Source organism: Sorangium sp. So ce394, assembly GCF_051474665.1.
GTDB lineage: Bacteria > Myxococcota_A > Polyangia > Polyangiales > Polyangiaceae > Sorangium > Sorangium cellulosum_D.
Genome location: NZ_CP150339.1, coordinates 7,526,522 through 7,552,806, shown reverse-complemented (window position 1 = coordinate 7,552,806; position 26,285 = coordinate 7,526,522). Strand labels below are relative to the sequence as shown.

Here is a 26,285-nt window from a genome sequence, read left to right as displayed (position 1 = left end):
GCGCCGACGTGGTGAGATGTCGTGGCGATGCACGATGCGCCTGCGAGCGAGAGGTACCGCCGCCTCGTCGCGCTGAACGCTGTCCTCACCGTCGTGGCCCGCCACTCGAACCTCCTCCTGCCGAGGCCGTTCGAGGAGCTCGCCGACGCCGTCGGCCGGTTCGCCGCGTTCCAGCTCTTCGCGGTGCTGTTCCCGGAGCCCGAGGGCGCGCTCCGCGCGCACGCGGTCATCCGGGCCGACACGCTCGCCGCCGCGCCGTTCGGCGCGCTGCTCCCCGCGCCGGCGGCGCTCTTCCGGCGGGTGTTCGGCGAGGGCAAGGCGTTCTCCTGCGACGACACCCGCGCGGGGGACGCGCTCGACGGGCTGGGGCCGACCGAGGGGTGCCTCGCGTACGTCGCCTTCCCGGTGCGGGCCGCGCCGCCCGGCGCCGAGGGCGCGCCGCGCGCCAGCAGCTCCGGCGGCGGCGGCCCCGTGGTGGCGGCGCTCGTGCTCGGCTACGCGGACGCCGCGGCGGCGGCTGCCGCGCCGGCAGAGCTCCTGGAAGAGCTCGCCGGCGCGCTCGGCGCCGGCCTGGATCGCTCGCTGCGCGTCGTCGCCGGCGAGCGCGAGGCCGCCGAGCGGCTGCTCAGGATCCGCGAGCTCGAGGAGCAGCACCGGAACCTCCTCGACAACGCGCCGCTCATCATCTTCCGGCTCGATCCCGAGACCGGCGAGCTCTCGTTCCTGAACCGCCACGCCGAGCGGCTCCTCGGGGTGCCGGTGGCCGAGGCGCTGAGGACGCCGGGCTTCCTCGGCGAGGCCCACGCCGACCCGGAGGGCGTGATGTGCTTCGAGGACGCGGTGGCGCGGGCCAAGCTCGGCGCCCCCTCGTCGTCCTACGAGGCGCGCCTCAGGCGGCGGGGCGGCGACGCGATCACCGCGCGCGGCACGGTGTACCCGCTGGTCTCGGATCGCGGCCGCGTGGTGGCGATCGAGGGCGTGCTCGCGGACGTGAGCACCGAGCACGCGGCGCGCACCCGGCTCATCCAGGTCGATCGCCTGTCGACGCTCGGCACGCTGGCGGCCGGCGTGGCGCACGAGATCAACAACCCCGCGGCGTTCATCCTGCTCGGCCTGGACATGCTCGACCGCCTGCTGCGCGGCCCGAACGTGCGCATGGAGGGCGCGGCCGCCTCGAGCGCGTCGGAGCTCTTGCGGGAGCTGCGCGACTCGATCAAGCGCATCGTCGACATCGTCCGCGACCTCAAGCTGTTCGCGAGCCCGCCGCAGCCCGAGGGGTCGCGGCGCACGCTGACGGACGCGAACCGGACCGTGGAGTCGGCGCTGAGCCTGACGCGCGGCCAGATCATCGAGCGGGCGCAGATCGTGAAGAACCTGTCGGAGGTGCCGCCGATCCTGATGGAGGACGGCCGGCTCGGGCAGGTCATCGTGAACCTGCTCGTCAACGCGGCCCAGGCGATCCCGAAGCCGAGCTCGAAGACCGAGGCGCGCGATCAGACGGTGACGGTCGAGACGCGGAGCGACGGGGACACGGTCGAGATCGTGGTGACCGACACCGGCGGCGGCATCGCGGAGGAGAACCTGCCGCGCATCTGGACGCCGTTCTTCACGACCAAGGGGCCCGAGGTCGGCACGGGGCTCGGCCTGTCGATCAGCCGCGAGATCATCGAGCGCGCCGGCGGGCAGATCACGGCGGAGAGCCCGGTGCCGGGGAGCGATCCGCCGGGCGGGGCGCGCTTCATCATCTCGCTGCCGGCGGCGGGGCGCGCGGAGGAGGCGACGCCGAGCGTCGCGCCGGTGCCGCGGCTCGTGTCGAAGCGGGCGCGGGTGCTGGTGGTCGAGGACGAGGCGTCGCTGGCGCGCGCGCTGTCCGAGCAGCTCGGCCGGGTGCACCAGGTGGCGCTCGCGCCGAGCGCGGACGCGGCGATGGGGATGCTCGCCGGCGGCCAGCGGTTCGACGTGGTGCTCTGCGATCTGCGGATGCCCGGCATGTCGGGCGACGTCTTCTACACGCGGATCCGCGAGAGCGATCCGGCGCTCGCGCAGGGGTTCATCTTCATGACCGGCGTGGGCTTCGGCGCCGACGTGGAGCGGTTCCTCGCCTCGTCGGGCCGGCCGCTCCTGGAGAAGCCGTTCTCCGCCGAGGACGCGCTGAGCGCGATCGCCGAGGTCGTCACGGCGAACCGGGCCGAGGAGCGGGAGAGCACGAGGTCGCGGTCGAATCCATGAAGCTCGCCGACGTCATGCGGGACCTCGCCGCACTGGGCAACGAGAAGATGCGCGAGGTCAACGCCCGCGCCGGAGACGCCCACGGCGTGAACCTCACCCACCTCCGCGCGCTCGCGAAGCGGCTGAAGGCGGACAACGCCCTGGCCGGCGAGCTGTGGCGCACCGGGGATCCCGACGCCCGCCTGCTGGCGACGCTCGTGTTCAAGCCGAAGGCCCTCTCGGCGGACGAGCTGGACGCGATGGTCCGGGAGATCGGCTACCCCAAGCTGCTCGACTGGTTCATCGTCAACGTGGTGAAGGCGTCGCGCCACGTCGAGGCGCTGCGTGTCCGCTGGAAGGACTCCGCGAGCGCGCTGGTCGGGCGCGCCGGCTGGAGCCTGACGACGGACCGCGTCGTGAAGAGCCCTGCCGGGCTCGATCTCCCCGCGCTGCTCGACCAGATCGAGGCGGAGATGAAGACGGCGCCGGGCCCGAAGCAGTGGTCGATGAACCACTGCCTCGCCGAGATCGGCATCCGCAACCCCGGGCTGCGCGCCCGCGCGGTGGCCATCGGCGAGCGGCTCGAGGTGCTCAAGGACTACCCGGCGTCGCCGGGCTGCACGCCGCCGTTCGCGCCGGTCTGGATCGCGGAGATGGTGCGGCGGGAGAAGGCCGAGAAGACGCGGGGCGGGTGAGGGGGGCGGCGCGCCGACCGCGTGGGCGCTCCCAACAGCGATCTGCGCGCCGGCGGCGTTCTACAGGGGGGCCACGCACAGGCCGTCCGGGGCCACGAAGTAGACGTGGCTGTCGGACACCGAGACGATGCGCCCCGCCTCGATGAGCGCCGGGAGGGCGTCGCCGTCGCCCACACGAAGCGCGAAGATGCCCTCCTCTCCGCCGCGCCGGCCCGCGATCGCGAGCGTCGCGCTGCTCTCGCTGCGCAGCAGGGAACCGCTCTCGTCGACGAGGGGTTCGCCCTCCCCGCCGGCGCCGAGGTGGTATCGCATCGACGGCGTCCCTGGCACGATCACGATCCCTCTCTCGGGCTCCAGCACGAACGAATCGGCCGCTGGCCGGCCGAGCTTCAACGCGGCGAGCGTGTGGTCGGTGAGGTTCCAGGCGTAGACGCCGAGCAGATCGTCGAAGTCGACCGGGGTGAACACCAGGAACTTCCCGTCGCTCGTGAACTCCGCGGTCGTGCTCGAGGGGATGTCCTCCTGCGCGGCCACGAGGCTGCCGCCGTGCTCGGGCGACCACGCCTTGAGCCCTGCCGGCCAGTTCTCATAGGCGATCTCTCCGCGCGGTCCGAAGCGGAAGATCTCGTCGACCTCATCATCGAGGTCGAGCTCGCGAGCGGTCGCGAGCTCGCGCCAGCGGACGCCGGTCAGCTGCGGCCGCTCCGTGCACGTCGTGATGCTGCGCGGTACGAACAGCACTGCGGAGCCGTCGCTGGAGAAGCGCAGCGCGCGCACCGCCGACGGGGCGCCGGGTAGCTCGTGACGGAAACACCCCACGCCCGCCGCCAGCGTCTCGGCCTCTCCGCGCTCGAGATCGTGCAGGCGGAGCGCGCCCTCGCCGTCGACGAACCCGAGCTTCGTCCCGTCGCCGCTGAACGTGATTCCGGCGCGATCGGCGTCGAGCGCAGGGTCGTTGTAGGCGGTGTCGAGCTCCTCGTCGGTCCCGGCGGCGAGGTCGACGAGGACGACGCGGTCGTCGGCGTTGATGAACGCGGCGTGACGCCCGTCCGCAGACGCCCTGAGCTCGCGGCCCTCGCCGAGCACCCTGACCTCGCCCGTGGCCGCGTCGAACAGGGCGACCGGCTTGAGCTCGACGGGATCGTTCGTTGGTCCGAGGAGGATCTCGCTCGTCCTCAGCGAATGGAGGAGATACCGCCCGTCGGGGCCCCAGAAGACGCGCATGTCCAGCGAGTCCAGGGCGAGGTCCTCGCCGAGCGCGGCCGCGCTGCCCTCGGCGAAGCTGAAGACGTGCAGCTGGCGCAGCTCGCCGCCCGCGTCCGCGAAGTATGCCGCGCGGCCCCCGTCCGGCGAGAAGCGCACGAAGGCGGCGTGGCACGGCACCCTGGACGCGATCGCCTCCGCCTCCCCCGTCTGCACGTCGACCGCGACGAGCTCCGTGGACACGCACCCGTCCTGCCCGCGCAGGAACGCGGCCCGCCGCCCGTCCGCCGAGAACACGACCCCCGTGCGGTGCGGGGCCTGCATCTCCGCGGCCGCCATGCCCGGCCCGAGATCGAGCAGGCGCCCCGCCTCGCTGTCCCAGAGGTGGATCCCGCCCTCCGCGGCATACGCGAAGCGGCGCCCCGTCAGGTCGAAGCCGAGCGGATCGACGTGATCGATGTCGGCGTGGACGCGGCGCGCCCTGGAGCGGCGCAACACGCCGAGGGAGCCGTCCTGGCGCGTGGGGCACGTCCCGCCGTCGCGCACGTCGAACGCATCGCCGGTCCGGACGAGGTGCAGCCACAGCCGACACCCGTCGACCATGCCTTGCCCGAGGAGCAGCCATCCGTCCTCCGACCGCTCGATCTCCACGTCGTGCCGCGCGAGGTCCCACCACAGCGTGGCGTCGAACCGCTGCGCGGAGCCGTCGAGGCTCCCCTCGGCCGCCAACACGAACCAGCCGTCGGATCTGTCGTCGAGCGCGAGCTTCCCCCACCACCGCTCCGTGGGTCCGCTCTCGACCCCTCCGCCGCTGGAAGCGCCGCTCCCGGCACCATCGCCGCCACCGCCGCCCGTCGCCGCGCTGGACGGATCGCCCGGCGGCGAGCCGTTATCCGCACAGGCGACGAGGAGGGCCAGAAGCCCTATCGCGGATCGAAGACGCATGCGCCGGGATCTCACGCTCTGCGTCGGAGGTCAAGCGACGGGACTGTGCTCTATCCGCGCGCGAGCCTCGCTGTTATCATTGGCTCTCTCTCGCCTCGGGTGTCGCTCGTCAGCCCGACATCCCGCAGTAGATTGGGTTCACCACAATGAACCGCGAAGAGCGCCAAGAAGAGAACAAACCCCTAGGGTCCTCGGCGCCTCGGCGGCTCGAATTTCTGCTCTTTCGAGCGGTTTCAGCCCGTTTGTCGCTCTAGGAGCGGGGGAGCGCGAGATCGCGGCGGCGCGCGCGGCGTCCGGCGGCGCGCGCGGTCAGCCGAGGATCTGCGCGCAGATCTGCTGGAGCTCCCGCAGCAGGTCGGGGGTGGCCTGCAGGGTGATCCGGGAGCGCTGGTCGCCCTCCTGGTAGCTCAGCGTGAGCAGGACGACGGGCGCCGCGATCCTCGCCCCGCGGCTCGCGGCCGCGATCGAGTCGATGCGCCAGTCGACGCCGGTGAGCAGCTTGCCGTGGTCGAGCAGCGCGCCGCGCACGATCTCCCGCCGCACGACCGCCCGGGCCTGGTCGTAGCCGGCGAGCAGGATCGCCTGGATCTCCTCGGCGCCCTCGCCGGGCGCGAGCGCCGCGAGGTCGGCCGCGAGCGCGGCGCGGTCGAGGTCGCGCTTGCTCGCCTCGCGCACGAGGAAGCGGCACGCCTTGAGCACGCGCGCGAGCGCCTCGGAGCCGACCTCGTGCCGGCGGCAGAACCCGTCGAGGAGCCGCTCGACGGCGGCGGGCACCGGCTCGCCGAGGCTCGGCCCGAGCGCCTCCCAGAGGCGCTGCCGCGCGCCCTCGGGCAGGTCCAGGAGCCGGCGCAGGTCGGCGGCGAGCTCCGGGGGCGGCGGCGCGCCGCCGAGGCTCGCGAGCTCGGGGCGGGGGGAGGGCGCTTCGCGGGCGGGGGTGCTCATCGCGACCTCGCCAACGATTGCCGACCTCCGCGGCGATGTCCACCGCCGCGCGGCCGCCGCCGCGCGGGCGGGTTGAGACCGCGCGGGCGGGCCGAGACCGCCAGGACCGCGGCGCTCGGCCGGATCACTCGCTCAGCTGGATCGGGACGTAGAGCGCCCGCATCTTCGACATCGTGCCCTCGCGCGTGTACCCGGCGAGCCCGTACAGCAGGTTCCACCAGTGCCCGCCCGGCGTCTCGCCGTACGAGAACACGGGGAAGAAATGGAACTCCCACTCCATGCCCGTCCGCACCCGCCGCTCCCGGTAGAAGGTGTTGAGCGCGACCTGCGTCACCGAGTTCTGGTCCGCGAACCGGAAATAGACCGGCAGGGCGATCGTGGTGCGCGACGTCGGCGACGCGAAGTCCCAGAGGAACGGCGCGACCACGAGGTGCGTGGAGCTGCGGTTTCGACCCGAATAGAAGAACGGGTAGATGTCCGTCTCCCAGCCCGTGAGATCCCGCGTGTGGCGGACCAGCGGCGTGAGCCACGTGGTGTCGCTCAACCCGTGGCGCTTGAAGCGGCCATAGAACGGGAAGAGGACGAGATCGTCGCTGCGCGGCGAGGTGTTCCGGTAATAGAACGGGAGCAGGAACGTCCGCTCCAGATCGATGTCCGGATCCCGGTACTGCCAGAAGAGCGGCGTGATCATGTCGAGCTCCGTCCGCCCTCGATAGCGGGCGTAGCCCCAGGTCGCGAAGGTGCTCTCTCCCTCCTCGCCGCGCGCCTTCACGAAGAGCGGTGTGACGAGCAGGTTCGAGTTGCCCTCGTACCCGTAATGGAAGAACGGGAACAGCGTGGTGCGATCGTAGTTCTTGCCCCAGCTGTGCCAGTAGAAGGGCATGACGTTGAACACGTCGCCCTTGCGCGAGTGCTGCCACATCAGAGGACCCCAGACGTTCGTCGAGCGGTCTCCGATGTCGCTGTAATGGTAGTAGTGCAAGAGCGGCGGGATGACCTCGTATTCGCTGCTCTCGTCGCGACCGTAGAAGTAGAGCGGGGCCAGGCCGAGATCGATCTTGTCGGCCGAGCGCGCGTCGCACGCGGGGCCGCCCTTCCAGCTGCAGAAGAGGGGGCCGACCAGGTTGAAGCCGCTCCGCGCCGTGTGGTGCGTGAAGGTGAGCAGGGGAGGGATGTGGAAGTAGCCGCTCCCGTCGTCGCTCTTGCCCTCGAAGAAGAGGGGCGCGAGCCAGTTGTCGTGCCGGCCCGGCTCCGCCTTGCGCCCGGGGCCCGCGGGGCGCCCCTCGCGCTCGCGGTGCATGAACGGGCCGACGATGGTCGTGTACGTGTTCTGGTCCCGCAGCTTCCAGAAGAACGGGAAGAGCACGTCGGCGTCGACGTCCTTGCTCCGGCGGTTGTAGTAGAGCGGCGTCACCATCGTGGCGCGGTCGCCGGGCATCTTGCGCTCCGCCCACAGGGGGAAGAGCGTCCGGAACTGGTAGCTGCCGCTCTTCTCGCCGTAGTAGAGCCCGTACCAGTCCCGCTGGATCTCCGCGGCGCGCCCGACCTCCCACTCGCCGGGGTCGTTCGTGCCGATCTGCTTCTTGACCTGCGGCGGGATCGCCAGCGGGTCCTCCGGCAGGGTCGGCTCCTGGGTCTGGATCGGGCTCTCCTCCGAGGTCGGCGCCGCGTGCGTCTCCGGCGTGCCGGGCGGCGGCTTCTGCGGCGCGCTCGAGGGGGGCGGCCCCATGCCGGGCTGGCCGAAGCTGACCTGCGCCGCCGCGACCGACGGCGCCGCCAGCGCCGCCAGCGCCGCGGCGAGCGAGAACGCCGCGCCCGCGCGCCGCGCCCGGCCCCGCATCTCGTCCGCCGGAGCGCCGCGCGCCCCCCGCGAGCAGCCCTGCGCTCCCATCGCCTCGGAGGTCAACGCGCTCCCCGCTGGCCGCCGGGCGACGCCTCGAGGGCCCGATCCGCGAGCACGCGCGCCGCGCCCTCCAGCGGGATCTCCTCCTGCAGGTGCGCGACGAGATCCTTGATCTGGATGACGCCGCGCTCGACCTCCGAGTCGCCGAGGATCACGCAGAGCCGCGCGCCGAGCGCGTCCGCGCGCCGGAGCATCGATTTGAGCCGGCCGCCGCGCCCGTCGAGCTCGACCGAGGCGCCGAGCGCGCGCAGCTCCTTCGCGAGGAGGAGCGCGCGGTCCGCGCCGCTCTGGCCGAGCGGGGCGAGGAAGCAGCCGGGCCCCCGGCGCGCGGGGGCGTCGGGCATCATCGTGAGCAGCCGCTCCATCCCCATCGCGAAGCCGATCGCCGGCACGCTCGGCCCGCCGAGCCCCGCGACCATGTTGTCGTAGCGACCGCCGCCCGCGAGCGTGCTCTGGGCGCCGAGATCGCTCGAGGTCGCCTTCACCTCGAAGAGCGTGCGCGTGTAGTAGTCGAGCCCGCGCACGAGCGACCGGTCGACGACGTAGCTCACGCCGAGCACGTCGAGGCAGCGCAGCACGCCCTGCCAGTGGGCCCGGTCGGCGTCGTCGAGCAGGTCGAGCGTCGACGGCGCGTCGCGCGACACCTCGTGGTCGCGCGGGTCCTTCGAGTCGAGGATGCGCAGCGGGTTCTTCTCGAGGCGGCGCTGCGAGTCCTCGCTGAGCTCGCCCTTGCGCGGCGTGAAGTGGGCGAGCAGCGCCTCGCGGTAGCGCTCGCGCGTGCCCGCGCTGCCGAGCGAGTTCACGTGGACGACGAAGTCGCCGATGCCGATGCGCTGCAAGAACGTCGCGACGAGGTCGATCGTCTCGGCGTCGCAGAGCGGCCCGGGATCGCCGAAGAGCTCGCAGCCGGCCTGGTAGAACTGGCGGTAGCGCCCCTTCGCCGGCCGCTCGCCGCGGAACATCGGCCCGAGGTAGTACCAGCGGGTGACCGGCTCCTTGGCGTGGACCGCGTGCTCGACGTACGCGCGCGCGGCGCCGGCCGTGCCCTCCGGGCGCACCGTGAGCCGATCGCCGTGGCGCTCGAAGGAGTACATCTCCTTCTCGACCACGTCCGTCGTCTCGCCCATCTGGTGCTGGAAGAGCTCCGTCGGCTCGAGCAGCGGCGTGCGCACCTCGGCATAGCCGTGGAGCTCCGCGTGGAGGCGGAAGGCCCCCTCGAGCTTGTGCCAGCGCTCCACCTCTTCGGGGAGGATGTCGTTCATCCCCCGTACCGCGCGCAGTTCCATCGCGCGGCGCTTATGGTCGGAGCTGGCGAGCGGGTCAAGCCAGTCGGAGGCCTCCCGGTGCGCTCGGGTCTCGCCGGCTCACCGTCTTGGGGCTATGTGCTGTCTCCGAGAGGCATGGCGAAGGCAAAGACCCGCGCTGCGGCGATCGATCTTGGGAAGGCCCGCGTGGGCGTGGCGGTGACCGACGAGCTCGGGCTCTACGCGCACCCGCGGCCGCTGCTCGACGGGCGGAACCGGAAGGCGCTCCTCGAGGCCCTCGCGGCGCTCGCCCGGGACGAAGGGATCACGCGGTTTCTGGTGGGGCTGCCGCTGGAGATGAACGGGGACGAGGGGCCCGCCGCGCGGCGGGCCGCGGCCTTCGCGCAGGCGCTGGCCGACGCCGCCGGGGTCGAGGTGGAGCTCATCGACGAGCGGCTGACGACGGTCGAGGCGGCACGGCGGCTGCGCGACGGGGGCGTCTCGGGGCGGAAGAGCAAGGAGCGGGTCGACGGGGCGGCGGCGGCGCTGCTCCTCCAGGCCTGGCTGGACGGCCGGCGCGGCTAGGCGCGGGCCGCTCGCCGGCCGGGCTACCGGCTCTCGCTGCGGAGCAAGAGGTACGCCCCGGCGGCCCCGACCGCGCCGATCGCGAACAGCACGACGTCCCACATGGGCCAGGCGACGCCGGCCGCGCGCCGGAGGACGACGGCCTCGACGACCCGCACGAGCAGCGACGCGAAGCCGTAGGCGCACAGCCCGACGACGATCGGCCGGCGGATGTTGTCGGCCAGGTCGACCGACTTCATGCTGTTGTTCCACACGTTGCGGCGCACGTGGCGCGCGCCGATCAGCGCGGGGGTGATCAGCGCGAAGCCGATCCCGGACGCGAGCAGGACCGCCTCGAGGCCGGTCAGGTTGTCGGTCACGGTGCCGCCGCGCGAGAGGCGGATGATCGCGGTGACCAGCGTGATCAGGCCGCCGGCGACCCAGAAGAGGCCGAGCACCGAGAGCAGCAGGATGAGCGGCCTCGCCATGCTCACCTGCTGCGCCTGGCGGAGCTGCATCGTCGCGGCGCGCGGCGCCGACGGCAGCGACGTGCGCGGCCCGGGCTGCACGACGGGGGAGCTCAGCTCCCGCGGCTCGGGCTCGCTCGTGTCGTAGAGCGCGAGCTCCGCGTCGAGCTCTTCCATCGTCTGGTAGCGGTGGCTGGGCTCCTTCGCCATCGCCCGCTGGATGATCATCTCCAGCGGCTCGGGGATGCTCGGCTCGAGCGAGCGCGGGCGCGGCGGGTCCTCGGTGAGCACCGCGGTCAGGGTCGCGGTCGGGTCGTTGCGGTCGAACGGGCGGCTGCCGGTGAGGGCGCAGTAGAGGATGGCGCCGACGGCGTAGATGTCCGCCCGGTGATCGACCCGCTCGCCGCGGGCCTGCTCCGGGGCCATGTAGGACGGCGTGCCCATGATCATGCCGGTCTGCGTGAGCGCGGCGCCGGGCGCGTCGTCGACCTTGGAGATGCCGAAGTCGATCACCTTGGCCGTGGGCATGGTGAGGTCGCCGGTGAGGAACACGTTCTCCGGCTTCATGTCGCGGTGCACCACGCCCTTCGCGTGCGCGGCGGCGAGCGCCTTGCAAATCTGCCGGACGATGCGCACGGCGGGGCCGATCTTCATCTTGCCGACCTCCGTGAGGTAGTCGGCGAGCTCCTTGCCTTCGAGGAACTCGTTGACGAGGAACGGCCGCCCCTCGGCGGTGCGGTGGACGTCGAAGACGGTGACGACGTACGGGCTCTGCACCGCGGCCGCGGCCTCGGCCTCGCGCTGGAAGCGCGAGATCACCTGCGGCTGCCGGGCGTACTCCGGGTGCAGCATCTTGATGGCGAAGCGCTTGCTCGAGATCCGGGTGTGGCGCGCCTCGTAGACGCGCCCCATGCCGCCCTCGCCGACGACGCGCATGACCGTGTACGTCTCGTTGAGCGTCTTGCCGACGAGATCGTCGCGGAGCGCGTCGTCCACGGAGTCGTCGAGCGTCGCGGCGTCGCGCGGGCACACCCTGAACTCGGCCGGGTACCGCACCCCGCAGGTGGGGCAAACCTTGGGCGTCGCGTTGTCGCTCCCGGAGCTCGGGGGCGCGTTGGCGGAGGTCGAGAGGCTCGTCATCGCGTGCGCGATATGCAGGTCCGACTGCGAGCCGCGCGGGTCCGACTGCGGTCGGGAGCCGCGCGGGTCCGACTGCGGTCGGGAAGGGTCCGACTGCAGTCGGGGAGCGTCTTCGGGGGGCCGGAGGGTGCCGGGCATCGCTGACCGAGGGTAGCCAATCGGCCGTTCTGGGGGTGACAAATCGCGCGGGCCACGTCGACCGCGTTGACGGGCGCGTTGACGGACCGGCGCGCCTGCGTATACTCGCGCGCTCCTCTGCTCACTGGCCTGAATTTCGCGGGCTCCCGCCGCTCCGGGCGCGGGGCTCGCCTTCAGGCGTCGCTTGGCCAGTCGCCGGCGTCGTAAAGACGCGCCGGCCCGGGCGCTCGGCAGCGCACCGGAGAGGCCATGGAGAGCCAGCCATGCTGCACTCGATTCAGAAGACGGACATCATCCAGAAGTACGCGATCCACGAGGGCGACACCGGGTCGCCCGAGGTCCAGATCGCGCTCCTCAGCGAGCGGATCAACCAGCTGCAGGAGCACTTCCGCACCCACCAGAAGGACCACCACTCCCGCCGGGGCCTCCTGAAGCTGGTGAGCCAGCGCCGCCGTCAGCTCGACTACCTGAAGCGCATCGACATCGAGCGCTACCGCAGCCTCATCAACCGCCTCAACCTCCGCAAGTAGCGGATTTCAGGGCAGATTGCGCCGGCTTCGCCGGCGCGCTCCCGAGGCGCCGCGCGCCCGCGCGGCGTCCGTCTGCCCTCTGCCCGCGGTGTCGGGGCAGGTGCGAGCGCCGGCCTCGGCCGGTCCGGCCTGCCCGCTTGCCGCCGGCCTCGACCGGTCGGGCCTGCCCGCTTGCCGGCCGCAGCTCGTTGCCGTCCCATCCTCCACCCGCGCGTTCCACCCGGCACCGGCCGGCGTTCCGGCCCTTCCGTTCGGGAGGTTTTGCGGCACGCACCCCTGAACGCATGCGTTTTGCGCTGGCGAGGGCGGAGCGAACGCTTTAAGGAGCACATTCATTGACCACGGGACGGCGGGCCGCTCGGCCTCGCCGTTCCCGAGCGCGGGCTCCGCGCGTCTTCGTCTTCGCTTCGTGCGCAGCAGCGCGGCTCCTGCGCAGGAATCGAGGAAGAAGAGCAGCCCCTCGCGCTCGGCGTAGCGCCGCACGCAGCGGCCCTCGCGATCGCGCGAGAGAGAGCTGAAATCCTGATGTTCGTTCGTGAATCCGTCATGGTGGGCGGCCGCGCCCTCACCCTCGAGACCGGCCGCCTGGCGAAGCAGGCCCACGGGGCCGTGCTCGTCACCTACGGCGATACCATGGTGCTCGTGACCGCCGTCTCGCAGGACGAGCGGCCGGGCCTCGACTTCTTCCCCCTCACCTGCGAGTTCGTCGAGAAGACGTACGCCGCCGGCAAGATCCCCGGCGGGTTCTTCAAACGCGAGGCGCGCCAGCGCGAGGAGGAGATCCTCTCGAGCCGCCTCATGGACCGCCCGCTCCGCCCGCTCTTCCCCGAGGGCTTCAAGCGGGACACGCAGATCATCGCCACGGTCCTCTCCAGCGACAAGCAGAACAAGGCCGACGTCCTCGCGCTGACGGGCGCGAGCGCCGCGCTGCACATCTCGGACATCCCCTGGCAAGGGCCGGTCGTCGGCGTGCGCGTGGGCCGCCTCGAGGGCGAGTTCGTCGCGTACCCGACGGTGGCCGACATCGAGCGGTGCGACATCGACCTCGTCGTCGCCTGCTCGCGCGACGCGATCGTGATGGTCGAGGGCGGCGCCGCGGAGGCGACCGAGGCCGAGATCATCGACGCGCTGATGTTCGCGCACGAGACAGCGCAGCCGGTCATCGACCTCATCGAGAAGATGCGCGCCGCGGTGGGCAAGCCGAAGCGCGAGTTCGTCGCGCCGGCGCTGCCGGACGACGTCAAGCAGCGCGTCGCCCAGATCGTCGACGGGGACCTGAAGGCGGCGACGCGGGTGACCGACAAGAAGGCGCGCTACGACGGCTACAGCACGCTCAAGAAGAAGCTGACCGAGACCCTCGGGGCCGAGCTCGGCGCCGAGAAGTTCCTGCCCCTCCAGGGGCTCGTGAAGGCCGAGTTCGAGGAGCGCAAGGCGCACGTCGTCCGCACGTACGTCATCGAGGAGGGCCGGCGCATCGACGGCCGCGACGGCAAGAGCATCCGGCCGATCATGTGCGAGGTGGGCCTGCTCCCGCGCGTGCACGGCAGCGCCCTGTTCCAGCGCGGCGAGACGCAGGCGATCGTCACGACGACGCTCGGCACCTCGACCGACGAGCAGAAGATCGACGGCCTGATGGGCGAGACGTGGAAGCGCTTCTACCTCCACTACAACTTCCCGCCCTTCTCGACCGGCGAGACGAAGCCGCTGCGCGGCCCCGGCCGTCGCGAGATCGGCCACGGCGCGCTCGCCGAGCGCGCGCTCTCCCGGATGATCCCGCCGCCGGATCAGTTCCCCTACACGATCCGGATCGTGTCGGAGACGCTCGAGTCGAACGGCTCGTCGTCGATGGCGGCGGTCTGCGGCGGGTGCCTCTCGCTCATGGACGCGGGCGTGCCGATCAAGTCGCCCGTCGCCGGCATCGCGATGGGGCTCATCATGGAGGGCCAGCGCTACGCGGTGCTCTCGGACATCCTCGGCGACGAGGATCACCTCGGCGACATGGACTTCAAGGTCTGCGGCACGGCGCGCGGCGTGACCGCGATCCAGATGGACATCAAGATCGCCGGCCTGAGCCGGCAGATCCTGATGCAGGCGCTGGATCAGGCGCGCGAGGGGCGGCTCCACATCCTGAACAAGATGCTGGAGACGCTGCCGACCACGCGGCCCGAGCTCAGCCAGTACGCGCCGCGGATCACCACGGTGCGCGTGAAGCCCGACCAGATCCGGCTCATCATCGGCCCCGGCGGCAAGACCATCAAGGGCATCGTCGACCAGACCGGCGTCGCGATCGACGTCGAGGACGACGGCACGGTGAACGTCGCGTCGTCGGACTCCGACGCGGTGAAGCGGGCGCTCGACATCATCAAGGGGCTCACCGCCGAGCCCGAGGTCGGCGCGACCTACAAGGGGACGGTCAAGCGCATCACCGACTTCGGCGCGTTCATCGAGATCCTCCCGAACACCGACGGCCTGCTGCACATCTCGGAGATGGCCCACACGCGCGTCGAGCGCGTCGAGGACGTCCTCAAGGAGGGCGACTCGGTCGACGTGAAGGTGCTGAGCGTCGATCGCGACGGGAAGATCCGGCTGAGCCGGCGCGAGCTGCTCCCGCTGCCGGAGGGCGAGGAGGGCGATCGGGCGCGCGAGCGGATGGCGCAGGCGCGCGACGCCGGCCCGCCGCCGCGGCGCGACGGCCCGGGCGGCGGGCGCGGCGGCGACCGCGACCGCGGCCCGCGGCCCGGCATGGAGCGCGATCGCGGCGGGCCGCCGCCGCGCGAGCGCCGCGAGCGCCGCTCCTAGCCACGAGATCCCGGGGGGAGGTCATGCCGCGCTGCGGCGCGCGCCGACCTCCCCGTCGCTCACGCCCCTCACAGAGATCGCCTGATTTTCAGCGTTCCGCGGCCTCGCGCGGCGCCCGCGGCGTGGAGCGCGCTGCCCGCGGCGGGCCTGCGCGCTCGGCCGCTGCGCCGACGCGCGCGCCGCGTCCGGGCTCGTCCACCCAGCGGCTTTGTTGGAATCCGGTGAAGTCCGCATGGCTCCTTCACAATCAGGGTAGTGTCGCGACCCCTGCTCGTGGCATGCTCCGCCCGTGCTCGTACGCAGAGCGAAAATCGTCTGTACCATTGGCCCTTCGTGTGACTCTCAAACGACGCTGGAGCAGCTCATCCGCGCCGGTATGGATGTCGCTCGACTCAACTTCTCTCACGGCTCGCATGAGGATCATGGCAAGGCAATCGCCACGGTCCGCGCGGCTGCGGAGGCCTGCGGAAAGCCTGTGGCGATCCTGCAGGATCTCTGCGGCCCGAAGATCCGAGCCGGTCGCTTCCCCGGCAACACCTTCGAGGTCGCTGACGGGGCTTCCGTTACCTTGGTCGAGGCGAACCGGGACAGCCCCGTCGCCACGCCCGGCGAGATCCCGATCCTCTACGAGGGCCTCGCCTCCGACCTGCAGCCGGGCGACGTCGTCCTCATCGACGACGGCCGCGTGGTGGTCACCGTCACCAAGGTCGAGGGCGATCGCGTCCACGCCGGCGTGACGCAGGGCGGACGCCTGCGCGATCGCGTGGGCGTGCACCTGCCGGCCAGGCGCGTGCGCATCTCCGCCCTCACCGAGAAGGACAAGGCGGACCTGAGCTTCGGCCTCGCGCAGGGGGTCGACTACGTCGCCCTCTCGTTCGTGCGCAACGCGGACGAGGTCCGGCACGTCCGCGACATCTGCGAGGCCTGGGGCCGCCCGACGCCGATCGTCTCCAAGATCGAGACGCCAGGCGCCATCGACAACCTCGAGTCGATCATCCTCGCCTCGGACGGGGTCATGGTCGCGCGCGGCGATCTCGGCGTGGAGTTCAACCCGGAGCGGGTGCCGATCATCCAGCGCGAGATCCTCGGCCTCGCCCGCGTGCACCAGAAGCCGGTGATCGTCGCGACCGAGATGCTCCAGTCGATGGTGACCGCGACGCGCCCGACGCGCGCCGAGGCGAGCGACGTGGCGACCGCCGTCTTCGACGGCACCGACGCGGTCATGCTCTCGCAGGAGACCGCGACCGGCGCGCACCCGCCGCTCGTCGTGCGGATGATGGCCCGCATCGTCACCGAGGCCGAGCAGAGCTCGTTCTACCGCTACCTCTCGAGCGAGCAGCCCGGCCAGCGCGCGAACGTCGCCGAGGCGACCGCGCGCGCCGCGTGCGACATCGCGAAGGACATCGGCGCGAAGCTCATCATCGCGTTCACCGAGAGCGGCCTCACCGCGCGGTACGCATCGAAGGCGCGCCCCGTGGTGCCGATCGTCGCCTTCTCGCCGAACGACACGACGCGCCGGCGGCTCGCGCTGCTCTGGGGCGTGGTGCCGTTCCCCGTCGACGCGCTCCGCAACTCGGACGAGATGATCGAGCGCGCCACCGGGCAGCTGCTCGCGAACGGCCTCGTCTCGCCCGGCGACAAGCTCGTCACCATCTACGGCGCTCCGGTCGGCGTCTCGGGGTCGACCAACGCGATTCGGGTGAAGGTCGTTGAATGAGCCTGCTCGCCCGCGATAGGGGCTCGACGGGCGAGCAGGAATCCCTCTCCAGACACGCGGGCGCAGAAGGCCTCCCGAAGCTCGAGAAATACGAGCTGATCGAGGAGCTCGGCCACGGCGGGATGGCCACGGTCTACCGCGCCCGCGACCCGCGGCTCCGCCGCGAGGTCGCCGTCAAGATCATCCACAAGCACCTCCGCGAGAACGCCGAGGTCGGCGCCCGCTTCGTCGCCGAGGCGCGCGCGGCGGCGAAGCTGCGCCACCCCGGCATCGTCGAGGTGTACGACGTCTCCAGCGAGCAGGATCGCGAGCGCTACCTCGTGGTCGAGCTGCTCCGCGGCTCCACGCTGCGCAAGATCCTGAACGCCCACCGCGACATGCCGGCCGAGATCGGCGCCGCCGTGGTGCTCGAGCTGTGCGACGCCCTGGAGCACGCGCACGCGTCGGGGATCATCCACCGCGACGTGAAGCCGGAGAACGTGCTCGTCGAGCTGCCGTCCGACCGCCCGGACGGCAGCTGGGACGGCGCGAGCGTGGTCATCAAGCTGACCGACTTCGGCATCGCCAAGATCCTCGACGCCCAGGGCGTCACGTCGACCGGGCAGGTGCTCGGCTCGCCGGCGCACATGGCGCCGGAGCAGATCGAGGGGGGCGAGGTCGACGCGCGCACCGACGTCTTCGCGCTCGGCGTGCTCTTCTACGAGTGCCTCGTCGGGCACCTGCCGTTCGAGGGCAAGAACCCGGCGCAGGTGCTCCGCAGGGTGATCGAGGGGGTCTACCCGGAGGCCGAGCGCGAGCGGCCCGCCGTGGGCGCGCGCTGGAGCCGGATCATCGCGGGCGCCCTCTCGCACGACATCGCGGGCCGCACGGCGAGCCCCCGCGCGCTCGCCGAGCTGATCCGGGCCGAGCTCGGCGAGCTCGGCGTCGCGGAGCCGCGCGCCGAGCTCGCCGCCTACTTCGCCGACCCCGCGGGCTACGCCGAGCGGCACGCCGCGCGGCTCGTCCCGCGCCTCGTGGCGCGCGCGGAGGCCGGCCGCAAGCGCGGCGACGTGCCGGGCGCGGCCGCCGATTACAACCGGGCCCTCGCCCTCGCGCCGAACGACCTCACCATCCTCAAGCGGATCGCGAAGCTGAACGCGAGCCGCAGCCGGAGGCAGCTCGCGCGGCGCGCGCTGCTCGTGGCGCTCGCGTCGGTGGGGCTCGGCGTCGCCGCGTTCGGCGTGGCGCGCGCGCTGCGCGATGCTCCACCTCCGGAGGGGGACGCGCCCCTCGCGGGCGATCCTCCGCGGCCGGCGCCGATCGACGCCCTGGTCCCGCCGCCGAACCTGCGCGCGGTCGCGGCGCGCGCCGCGGAGGGCGCGCCGCGCGCCGCGGAGGTCTCGCCGGGCGCCGCGGAGGGCGCGATCGCGCCGCGGCCCCGCCCGCGGTTTCACCCGCCGCCCGTCGCGTCGGCGGCCGCATCCCCGGCCGAGGCGCCGGCGGTCCGCGACGTCGTCTTCCAGATCGTCCCGAGCGGCGCCAAGCTGGTGCTCGACGGGGTCGAGATCAACTGGTTCGGCGCGAACAAGGTCACGCCGCTCAAGATCGGCGCGCACAGCGTCGACATCAGCGTGCCCAACTCGCGGTGCTGCAAGCCGTACTCGGGCGTCATCTCGGTCGTCGCGCCCAAGCCCGGGGTCACCGCGCCGCAGCGGATCGTCCACAAGCTGGAGATCCTGCCCAGCACGGTCGTCCTGAGCGGCGCGCCGCCGAGCGCGCAGTACCAGTGCCCGCAGATCGGCCTGATCGGCTTCGCGGGCGCCCCGCAGACCGTGACCCTGAACGACGTGTTCTGGAGCGGGCGCTGCATCTTCACGCCCCCGACGCCCGACGCGGCGCCGCTCGTCGGCAACGTCACGCTCGTGGCCGGCGAGTCGAACACCGTTTCCTGGCCGTCCGGCTGACGGCGACGCCTTCATTGCGGCGTCGGCGCCGGAAATCTCAGCATCCCCGCCCAAACTCCGCTACATCACGGCGCACCCCTCCGCATGGCTGCGCGAACTCCAGGCGGGAAATCTCCCGGCGCTCGCTTCCCATCGGTCGGGAGCGGCCGCGTTCTGCTCGCGCCGCGGCGCCTCGCCGCGGCCGCGGCGGGCGCCCTCGCGCTCCTCTGCGCGGGCCCGGCGGCCGCCGACGACATGCAGCAGTTCGAGCTCGCCAAGACGCGCTTCGACGCCGGGCACTACGAGGAGGCCGTGAGCCGCTTCGCGGCGATGCTCGACCCCGCGAGCCCGCCCTGCGAGCGCGGCGCGACCGACGTCGAAGGCAAGCCGTGCCGGATCTCGGATCCCGCGCTGGTCGAGCGGGCGCGCGGCCTCGCCGCCGCGGCGCTCGTGGCGCTGCGGCGCACGAGCGAGGCCGACGCCTACATCGAGCAGATCCTCCTCGACAACCCGGTGTACGCGCCGAACCCGGCGGTGTTCCAGCCCGAGGTCATCGACCGGTTCACGGCGGTCCGGGCGCGCAGCCGGGCGCGCATCGAGGAGATGACCCGGCAGAAGGCGGAGGCGCAGCGCGCGGAGCGGCTGCGGATCGAGCGGGGCCGCGACGACGAGCGCCGCTGGATCGCCGAGCTCCACCGGCTCGCCGGGAGCGAGCGGGTCGTGGAGCGGAACTCCCGCTGGATCGCGATGTTGCCGTTCGGGGTGGGGCAGTTCCAGAACGGCGACGAAGGGCTCGGCTGGTTCTTCCTGGTCGGCCAGGCGGTCGCCGGCGGCACGTCGATCGTGTCGGCCCTGGCGCTGTCGAGCTACACGAACGTCGACGTCACGCCGCGGCCCAGGGCGCCGGGCACCCCCGCGCAGGCCGTCGACATCGACGCGCTGAACAGCCGGATCGAGACCGCGGCCGCGGTCAACCGCGTGGCCTTCGGGACGTTCGCGACGCTCGTCGCGGCGGGGATCGCCCACGCGCAGATCACGTTCATCCCGGAGCGGGTCTCCTTCCGCACGCGCCGCGTGCCGCCCCCGCCCCCGGGCTTCTCCGCGGCGCCGACGATCTCCGCGCTCCCCGGCGGCCTCTACGCGGGGCTCCTCGGCCGGTTCTGACCGGGGCCGGCGGCGCGGCTCACGCCTTCTGCGCGGCGGCGATCCAGAACCCGCCGAGCTCCGCGAGCCTCGTGTCGCACAGCGCCCACTCCGCCCGGCGCAGGAGCCGGCCGAGGCCCGGCACGCGCATCGCGGCCGCGAACGGGGTCACGATGCGCACGCCCCGCGAGGCGACGACGCGCACGCCCTCCGGCATCAGGGCGGCGGCGGCGCGCGGCGCGTCGAAGCGCGTGTAGACGGCGCTCTCGCGGGTCTGATCGCTGATGGCGCCCGCCGGGCCGAGCTTCTTCACGAGCCCGCGCAGGCTGTAGGGGTTGTAGAACTCCGCGATCACGTGCCCGCCGGGCCGCACCACGCGCGCCATCTCCGACAGCGCGCGGCGCACGTCCTCGACGTGGGCGAGCACCTTGAACGAGCAGGCGACGTCGAAGCTCTCGTCGGCGAAGGGCAGGGCGGTCGCGCTCCCCTCGACGACGTCGAGGCCGCGCTCGCGGGCGCGCTCGAGCATGCCGGGCGAGAGGTCGACCCCGCGCGCGGAGCGCGCGAACGCGCCGATCCGCGCGAGCAGGAGCCCGGTGCCGCACCCGACCTCGAGCACGTCGCGGCCCTCGCCGAAGCGCCGCACGAAGTCGACCTCGAGCGCGTCGACGAGGTCGTGGTAGCCGCCGACGTCGCGGCCCCCGCGCCGGTCCTCGTAGCGCGCGGAGAACTCGTCGTAGTACGCCCGCGTCGCGCGCAGGTGCTCGTCGGCCGTGGCCTCGTCCGTCTGGGATCGCATGGGCTCGCTATAGTACTCCCCGGCGCGCGCGGCTTGCGCGGCGCCGCGTCGGGCCGCATCTCTCCTGCGAGGTGACCCATGAAGCCCGGCGACCATCCTGATTTCTTCCGGTTCGCGCCGCCCCCAGGGACGTCCCGCGAGAGCTCGATCCGGCTCGACCGCGAGGGCCGCTTCTGGCACGACGGCGCCCGCGTCGACCACCCCGCGCTCGAGCGCGGGCTCAGGGCGTGGATCGCGCGGCACCCGGACGACGGCCGTCCGATCCTCTCGAACGGCTACGACTGGTGCTACTTCCAGGCCGACGACGCCCCGCTCTTCGTCGACGCGCTCCGGATCGGCGACGGCGGCGCAGTCACGCTGGTCCTGTTCGACGGGACCGAGGAGCCGCTCGATCCGGGGACGCTCTCCCTCGGCGAGGACGGCGTCGTGTACGCGCGCGCCCGCGGCGGCGCGCTCGAGGCGCGCTTCTCGCGCCACGCGCAGTCGCAGCTCGCCCCGCTGCTCGTCGAGGCCGAGCCGCCCACGCTCCGCGTCGCCGGGCGCGAGATCCGGCTGCCCGCGCGGGCCGCGGGGTAGCGCGGCGCGCTGACGCCCCCGCGGCGCGGAGGCGCCCCGCGCGCCGCTCAGTACCGGTAGTGCCAGAGCAGGTCGAGCACGCCCGAGGTCGTCTGGCGCTCGTCGACGCCCACGGTGCCGCGGAGCGTCCAGTGCTCGTCGAAGCGCCAGTCGATGGTGACCTCGGTCCGCGTGCCGCGCTCGCTCGCCGTGCCCCCCGTGGTCGGCCCGCTCTCGCTGGTCGTGCCCCGCACCGCGCCCTCCTGGAAGGTGGCCTGCGCGGTCAGATCGTCGTTCAGGCGGTAGACGAGGCTCGTCCGCAGCGTGCCGTCCGCCGTGGTCCCGAACCGCGTCGACAGCCCGCGCAGCGGCGCGATGCCGCTCAGCAGCGCGTTGAACTGCGCCGTCGCGAGCTCGCTCCCGACCGACGCGGCCACGCGGCCCACGGCCACCCCCCCGGGCGTCTCGGCGCCCGCCGCCTGCGCGCCCTCGGAGAAATCGGCGCCGAACAGGAGCCGCGCGAGGATGTCCTGCTGCGAGCTCGGCGGGCTCGACGTGAAGCGCAGCGACCGCTCGGTGATGGGCCGGAGGTTGCCATTGAAGGCGACGTGGATCCGCGTGCCGTCCGGGGCGTCCCAGTGCGCCGTGGCGTTCAGGTGCGGGTTCGACGCGTCCTCCTCGCGCAGGCGCACGCGCCCGCCCTCGATCTCGAACGCCTTGCCGTAGATCTCGAGCGCGCCGCGCGTGATCACGATGCCGCCCGACACCCGCACGTCCTCGCCGATCTCCACCCGCGGCGGCGCGTCCTCGTCGCTCCGGAGCGAGAGCCGCAGCCCCGCGCCGCTGACCGCCGCGTCGCGCACGTCGAACGTCATCGCGTAGCGGAGCGCGTCCGCGGCGCGCTTCTGCTTCTCCGGCCCGAGCGGGTGGGAGACGGAGATGTCGGGGTTGTCGCCGAGCGGCTGCACGTCGCGGCTGCTCGTCGCCGGCAGCGTGAGGCGGAGCCTCGGGACCGTCGCGTAGAGCGCGAGCTCGCCGGGCTTCTTCTCCGCGATGAACGACAGCATCCCCGAGGCGGTCCCGAGCGGCACCCCCTCGAGCGTGAGCGGGAGCGCCTGGTCGTCGGCGATGGTCAGCGCCCCGGCCCCGTCGCGCAGCGCGAGCCCGTTGAGCCGGAGGAGCGCCCATCCCTGTGCCATCCCGGTGGTGCCCGCCGCGCGCAGGCCCTCGATCCGGACGACGCCGCCGTCGGCCGTGACGCGGGCGGCGACGTCGCGCAGCTCCTGCCCGAGCTCGGGGATGTGCACGACCCCGTCGCGGACCTCCAGCTGGGCGCGGACGCTGCCCCCCTCGTCCCCGGACGCGCCGCCGAGCTCGACGCGCAGGTCGCCGTCCAGGGTGCCGTCGATCTTGCTCAGCAGCCCGCCGACCAGGGGCTGCAGCGCCGCGAGCCGGAAGCGCTCCGCCGAGAGGGCGAGGTCGGTGTGCTCGCCGTCGGGGATCGGGAGGAACCCATGGCGGAAGCGCACGCTGGCGAACGCGTTCGCCCGGAGCTTGCCGCCGCGCGGGCCCTCGAGCGCGAGCTCCGTGACGCGGAGCTCCCCGCGGTCCGTCCCGCGCTTGGGATCGATCCGCACCGAGAGCACGCCGCGCTCGAAGGCGAGATCGCTCCCGATCGTGACCCCCGGCAGCGTGAGGTGCGCGGTGAGCGCGGGCGCGACGTTGAGGTCGCGCATCTCGATCTCGCCGCTCACGCGCCCGCCGATGCCGCTGTCGCCGAGCAGCGGGATCTCGCCGAGCGGGACGTCGCGCAGCGTCGCGCGGAAGCGGCCGGTCCACGCCGGGGGCGGGGGCGCGCCGCGCAGCGCGCGCGGCGAGGGGGCCGCGAGGAGGCGGTCGAGGGGCGCGATCACCTCGGCGCGCGCGGTCGCGATCTCGTCCGGGCCGCGCGTGACGTGCGCGTCCAGCGTGGCCTTCTCGCTGTCGTACGTGAGCCACGCGTCGAGATCGGTGGGGAACATGAGATCCGTCGCGCCCGTCGCGCCCGGCGGCGCGTACGTGAGGCCCCACCAGAGGGTGCGCGCGGTCAGGGACGGGCGCGCGAGGGTGCCGCCCGCGTAGGCGTCGATCCGCAGCTCGCCGGCGAGGGGCGGGAGCGCGTCGCGCACGAACGAGGGGAGGGTGGTGAGCTCGTCCACGGCGCGCCGCGGGAAGGAGACCTGCGCGGCGATGGGCGAGCGCAGGAGCGACGTCCACCGGCCCGCGGGCGGACCGGCGAGCGCCGCGAGGTCGAGGTCGATCGAGCCGGAGGCGTCGGCGAGCAGCCCGCCGTCGTACAGGGTCAGCGCGGCCTCGGCCCTGCCGGTCGTCCCGTCGAGCGAGCCCTTGAGCTGCGCGTCGATGAAGCGCGAGTCCCAGGCGGGGCGCTCGGCGCCCAGGCGGTGAGGCCCCGCGAGCGCGAGGCCCTGCGTCCGCACGAGCACGTCGTGCAGCGAGGGGAACGCCTCGCCGGGCGCGCGCGACACCCGGAAGCGGGTCGTGAGCTTGCCGCGGACCTCGCTCACGACGTGCGCGATCGGCATGAGCCGCGCGAGGCACCCGAGGTCCCAGTCGTCCGCGGCGACCTCGGCCTGCCCCACGAGGCCGGCCCACGTCTCCGCGCGCAGGAGAGGCCCCTTCAGCGTGCCCTCGGCGCCGGACACCCGCACGCTCGCGAGGGTGCCGGCGCACCGCGGCAGCGCGTCGTTCGCCCTATCGCTCGGCGCGCCGTTCGCCGCGCGCCCTCCGGCCGGCTGCGGCGCCGCCGCGTCGATGCGCACGAGCCCGTCGGCCTTGAGCTGGTCGCGCTCGAAGGTCGCCGTGAGGCGCGCCGAGACGCCGGACAGGAACGCGATCTCGCCGCCCGCGAGGTCGAGCCGCACGTGGCCCGAGCGCCCGGCCTTGCGGTCGTGGTCGAGCGCGACGTCGACGTCCGCGCGCCCGCGCACGCGCAGCGGGATCCCGAGCATCCGCGCGAGGCGGCCGACGTCGATGTCGTCGCCCTGGAGCCGCCCGGTCACGTCGTCGCCGCGCACCGCGAGCCGGCCCTTGAGCGAGCCGAGCTCGGGGGAGGCGAGCTCGAGCCCCTCGACGGCGAGCCCTCCGGCCGACGGGTCGATGGCCGCGATCTTCCCGGCGACCACGGCGCCGTCGCGCTTCAGCTGGAGCTCGATGTCGCGCAGGGCCCCGGTGGCGGAGCTCAGCCGGGCCGAGGCGTCCAGGGCGTCGTCCCCGTCGGTGACCGTCGCGCGGAGCTTCGGCGCGGCGAGCGGGCCGGAGATCTGCGCCGTGACCTCGTCGAACGTGCGGCCGCCGGCGAGCGCCTCCTGGCCGGAGAGCGAGCCGCTCACCGCGAGCGCGTCGAGCGGCCCGGTGACCCGCCCCGCGAAGCGCGCGCTGGCGAGCGCGACGTCGGGGCCGACCCGGAGCCTGGCGAACGCGCCCTCGACCTGCGCGTCGAGCGCTCCGTCGCGGAGGCTCCCCTCGACGCGCACGCGGCCGGCGCCGTCGACGGGCCCGGCGAGGCGCGGGGCCGCGGCGATCGCCGGGATGTCGGCGGTGGCCGCGAAGCGGATGCCCTGGCCGCCCGGCAGGAGCGAGACGGCGGCGTCGATCGGCGCGCCCGGCTCGTGGAGGTGCGTGCGCACGTGGAGCTCGCCGCGGTCGAGCACGAGGTGGACGTCCGCGGCCGGCACCCGCTCTCCGAGCAGCTCGGTCGGCTCCGTCCGCGCCTCGACGGCGAGCCGGAGCTCGTCGCCGAGCTCGACGCGCACCCGGCCCTCGGCGGTGATCGAGGTCGCCGCTTCCTCCGGCGCGGCCTTGGCCGCGGCGCCTGTCCGTGCGGATGCGGCGCTTGTCCGTGCGGGCGCGGCGCCTGTCCGTGCGGGCGCGGCGCCTGTCCGTGCGGGCGCGGCGCCTGTCCGTGCGGGCGCGGCGCCTGTCCGTGCGGGCGCGGCGCCTGTCCGTGCGGGCGCGGCGCCTGTCCGTGCGGGCGCGGCGCCTGTCCGTGCGGGCGCGGCGCCTGTCCGTGCGGGCGCGGCGCCTGGCTCGCCGCCCGTCGTATCGGACGAGAAGCGCACGCCGAAGAGCCGCAGATCCACGTCGTGCGCCTGCACGTCGGCGTCGAGCCGGACGGGCCCCGTCACGTCGAGCCGCCCCGCGAGGGCGACGCTGCCCCCCGCCGGGCCGGCCGGATCCGCCGAGAACGAGGCCGCCACGTCGAGCTGGGGGAGGTCGCCGTTCACGGCGACGCGCGCGGCGACCGGCTCGGTGAGGGGGTGATCCGGCAGGAGGCTCCGGAGCTGCTCCGGCGTGGCGCGCGGGACGCTCGCCTGCGCCTCGAGGTGATCCTCGTCGAGCACGGCCCGCGCGGTGATCTCGACGTCGGCGAGCCGGCCGGCGAAGCTGCTCCACATCCGGACCTTCTCGCCCGCGCGGAGGTGGTAGTTCGCCGTGCCCGAGGTCCGGGCGGGCAGGAGCGCGCGGTCCACGAGGCCGGTCTGGTCCACGTCGACCGCCACGCCGTCCGGGCCGACGTGCACCGACCCGACGAGCCGGTTGATGTCGGCGTCCAGCGCGCGCGGCGGCGCGAGCTGCCCGTGGACCCACCCGCGCCCGATCTCGATGCGCGAGAGCGCGACGACGACCTCGCGCGGCGGCGCCTCGGGCGCCGACGACGGCGGGCGGCTCGGCGGCAGCGGCGCGAACGTGTCGCCGAGGGTGACCCCGTCGGCGCCGTTGTCCTGGACCAGCACCTCGATCTGCTCGACCCGGATGGACGGGACCTCGACGCGGAGCGCGCCCGTCCCGAGGAGCGCGCCGCGGACGATCGCGAGCACGTCGGCGCGCGCCGCGATGCCGCTCGCGCGGATCACCTTGTTCCCCCGCGGGTCGATCGCGACCGCGGAGCGGATCCGCACGCCGTTCAGGCCGAGCCTGTCGATCTCGTCGGCGACGATCCGCCCGTAGAAGAGAGAGCCGAGCAGCCGGTTCGTGGCGTCGCGGGCGACGCGGCGCGCGGCGGGCGTGTCGAGGTGGAGCGCGACGCCGACCGCCGCGGCGCCGGTGAACACCAGGGCCAGCCCGAGCGCCGCCGCCGCGGCGGACGCGGCGCGGCGCATGCGTCCCGGCGCGCGCGGCGAGGGGCGCCGCGGCTCTTCTGCGGGGGCGGGCGTCACGGGGGGTTAGCTTAGTACGCGCGAGGCGCGGCGACCGTGCTGGCGCGCGGCGCAATGCCGGGCGACGGGGGCCTGCTGCGGCGTCGGCGCGATCCCGGCGTCGGCGCGTCCACGCCGGATCGGCGCGCTGCGCCGGGGGATCCGCCCGCCGCCGT

16 protein-coding genes are annotated in these 26,285 nt (G+C 73.7%); 9 read left to right on the top strand and 7 right to left on the bottom strand.

Annotation, left to right across the window (positions count from 1 at the left end; all coding sequences use genetic code 11):
* The first annotated feature begins 27 nt into the window (after nt 1-27).
* Nucleotides 28-2,229 carry a hybrid sensor histidine kinase/response regulator gene (locus tag WMF33_RS27500; protein ID WP_437331404.1) on the top strand — a complete coding sequence of 734 codons (2,202 nt, stop codon included), beginning with the start codon at nt 28-30 and terminating at the stop codon, nt 2,227-2,229.
* Nucleotides 2,226-2,903 (top strand): DNA alkylation repair protein, encoded by a 678-nt coding sequence (locus tag WMF33_RS27495; RefSeq protein ID WP_437331403.1) that lies wholly within the window; start codon nt 2,226-2,228, stop codon nt 2,901-2,903. The genes WMF33_RS27500 and WMF33_RS27495 overlap by 4 nt, the downstream gene beginning before the upstream one ends.
* 60 nt (nt 2,904-2,963) lie before the next feature.
* Here WMF33_RS27495 and WMF33_RS27490 read toward each other — a convergent pair whose 3' ends face one another.
* From WMF33_RS27490 to hisS, 4 genes are all read right to left on the bottom strand, one after another.
* Nucleotides 2,964-5,051: a WD40 repeat domain-containing protein gene (locus tag WMF33_RS27490; RefSeq protein ID WP_437331402.1), complete on the bottom strand. Its 2,088-nt coding sequence runs from the start codon at nt 5,049-5,051 to the stop codon at nt 2,964-2,966.
* Nucleotides 5,052-5,360: 309 nt separating this feature from the next.
* Entirely contained in the window at nt 5,361-5,993 is a 633-nt protein-coding gene (locus tag WMF33_RS27485) for a COMM domain-containing protein (RefSeq protein ID WP_437331401.1), read from the bottom strand.
* Nucleotides 5,994-6,117: 124 nt separating this feature from the next.
* Nucleotides 6,118-7,884 (bottom strand): hypothetical protein, encoded by a 1,767-nt coding sequence (locus WMF33_RS27480; protein WP_437331400.1) that lies wholly within the window; start codon nt 7,882-7,884, stop codon nt 6,118-6,120.
* An 11-nt stretch (nt 7,885-7,895) separates the two neighbouring features.
* Nucleotides 7,896-9,182: a histidine--tRNA ligase gene (gene hisS / locus WMF33_RS27475; RefSeq protein WP_437331399.1), complete on the bottom strand. Its 1,287-nt coding sequence runs from the start codon at nt 9,180-9,182 to the stop codon at nt 7,896-7,898.
* A 114-nt stretch (nt 9,183-9,296) separates the two neighbouring features.
* Between hisS and ruvX the strand changes: the two genes are divergently transcribed.
* Nucleotides 9,297-9,725, top strand: a complete 429-nt coding sequence (gene ruvX / locus WMF33_RS27470) for a Holliday junction resolvase RuvX (protein WP_437331398.1) — start codon at nt 9,297-9,299, stop codon at nt 9,723-9,725.
* Nucleotides 9,726-9,748: 23 nt separating this feature from the next.
* Here the strand turns inward: ruvX and WMF33_RS27465 are convergent, their stop codons facing one another.
* The gene (locus tag WMF33_RS27465) at nt 9,749-11,311 is read right to left on the bottom strand and encodes a serine/threonine-protein kinase (RefSeq protein WP_437331397.1); all 1,563 of its coding nucleotides are present in this window, start codon (nt 11,309-11,311) and stop codon (nt 9,749-9,751) included.
* 401 nt (nt 11,312-11,712) lie between these two features.
* Between WMF33_RS27465 and rpsO the strand changes: the two genes are divergently transcribed.
* The 5 genes from rpsO to WMF33_RS27440 all read left to right on the top strand — a co-directional run bounded on the left by rpsO (nt 11,713) and on the right by WMF33_RS27440 (nt 19,581).
* Nucleotides 11,713-11,979, top strand: coding sequence for a 30S ribosomal protein S15 (rpsO, locus tag WMF33_RS27460; protein ID WP_437331396.1), 267 nt, complete (start codon nt 11,713-11,715; stop codon nt 11,977-11,979).
* 525 nt (nt 11,980-12,504) lie between these two features.
* Nucleotides 12,505-14,778, top strand: coding sequence for a polyribonucleotide nucleotidyltransferase (gene pnp, locus WMF33_RS27455; protein ID WP_437331395.1), 2,274 nt, complete (start codon nt 12,505-12,507; stop codon nt 14,776-14,778).
* A gap of 289 nt (nt 14,779-15,067) precedes the next feature.
* Nucleotides 15,068-16,495: a pyruvate kinase gene (gene pyk / locus WMF33_RS27450; protein WP_063823676.1), complete on the top strand. Its 1,428-nt coding sequence runs from the start codon at nt 15,068-15,070 to the stop codon at nt 16,493-16,495.
* Complete coding sequence (locus tag WMF33_RS27445; RefSeq protein ID WP_437331394.1) at nt 16,492-18,438, top strand: protein kinase domain-containing protein; 1,947 nt, start codon at nt 16,492-16,494, stop codon at nt 18,436-18,438. The genes pyk and WMF33_RS27445 overlap by 4 nt, the downstream gene beginning before the upstream one ends.
* An 84-nt stretch (nt 18,439-18,522) precedes the next feature.
* Nucleotides 18,523-19,581, top strand: a complete 1,059-nt coding sequence (locus tag WMF33_RS27440; protein WP_437331393.1) for a hypothetical protein — start codon at nt 18,523-18,525, stop codon at nt 19,579-19,581.
* Nucleotides 19,582-19,600: 19 nt separating this feature from the next.
* On the opposite strand, the gene WMF33_RS27435 is transcribed toward WMF33_RS27440, so the two are convergent.
* On the bottom strand, nt 19,601-20,359 hold the full coding sequence (locus WMF33_RS27435; protein WP_437331392.1) for a class I SAM-dependent methyltransferase: 759 nt from the start codon (nt 20,357-20,359) through the stop codon (nt 19,601-19,603).
* A 78-nt stretch (nt 20,360-20,437) separates the two neighbouring features.
* On the opposite strand from WMF33_RS27435, the gene WMF33_RS27430 reads away from it, so the two are divergent.
* Nucleotides 20,438-20,935: a hypothetical protein gene (locus WMF33_RS27430; RefSeq protein ID WP_061621555.1), complete on the top strand. Its 498-nt coding sequence runs from the start codon at nt 20,438-20,440 to the stop codon at nt 20,933-20,935.
* A gap of 47 nt (nt 20,936-20,982) precedes the next feature.
* Here the strand turns inward: WMF33_RS27430 and WMF33_RS27425 are convergent, their stop codons facing one another.
* Nucleotides 20,983-26,130, bottom strand: a complete 5,148-nt coding sequence (locus WMF33_RS27425; RefSeq protein WP_437331391.1) for a translocation/assembly module TamB domain-containing protein — start codon at nt 26,128-26,130, stop codon at nt 20,983-20,985.
* Nucleotides 26,131-26,285: the final 155 nt, after the last annotated feature.

Excerpts from the sequence above, each read along its gene's own strand:
- WMF33_RS27480 (WP_437331400.1), bottom strand. The coding sequence starts at position 7,884 with ATGGGAGCGCAGGGCTGCTCGCGGGGGGCGCGCGGCGCTCCGGCGGAC.
- WMF33_RS27465 (WP_437331397.1), bottom strand. The coding sequence starts at position 11,311 with ATGACGAGCCTCTCGACCTCCGCCAACGCGCCCCCGAGCTCCGGGAGC.
- ruvX (WP_437331398.1), top strand. The coding sequence starts at position 9,297 with ATGGCGAAGGCAAAGACCCGCGCTGCGGCGATCGATCTTGGGAAGGCC.
- WMF33_RS27430 (WP_061621555.1), top strand. The coding sequence starts at position 20,438 with ATGAAGCCCGGCGACCATCCTGATTTCTTCCGGTTCGCGCCGCCCCCA.
- WMF33_RS27490 (WP_437331402.1), bottom strand. The coding sequence starts at position 5,051 with ATGCGTCTTCGATCCGCGATAGGGCTTCTGGCCCTCCTCGTCGCCTGT.
- hisS (WP_437331399.1), bottom strand. The coding sequence starts at position 9,182 with ATGGAACTGCGCGCGGTACGGGGGATGAACGACATCCTCCCCGAAGAG.
- WMF33_RS27445 (WP_437331394.1), top strand. The coding sequence starts at position 16,492 with ATGAGCCTGCTCGCCCGCGATAGGGGCTCGACGGGCGAGCAGGAATCC.
- WMF33_RS27500 (WP_437331404.1), top strand. The coding sequence starts at position 28 with ATGCACGATGCGCCTGCGAGCGAGAGGTACCGCCGCCTCGTCGCGCTG.
- pnp (WP_437331395.1), top strand. The coding sequence starts at position 12,505 with ATGTTCGTTCGTGAATCCGTCATGGTGGGCGGCCGCGCCCTCACCCTC.
- WMF33_RS27440 (WP_437331393.1), top strand. The coding sequence starts at position 18,523 with ATGGCTGCGCGAACTCCAGGCGGGAAATCTCCCGGCGCTCGCTTCCCA.
- WMF33_RS27495 (WP_437331403.1), top strand. The coding sequence starts at position 2,226 with ATGAAGCTCGCCGACGTCATGCGGGACCTCGCCGCACTGGGCAACGAG.
- WMF33_RS27485 (WP_437331401.1), bottom strand. The coding sequence starts at position 5,993 with ATGAGCACCCCCGCCCGCGAAGCGCCCTCCCCCCGCCCCGAGCTCGCG.
- rpsO (WP_437331396.1), top strand. The coding sequence starts at position 11,713 with ATGCTGCACTCGATTCAGAAGACGGACATCATCCAGAAGTACGCGATC.
- WMF33_RS27435 (WP_437331392.1), bottom strand. The coding sequence starts at position 20,359 with ATGCGATCCCAGACGGACGAGGCCACGGCCGACGAGCACCTGCGCGCG.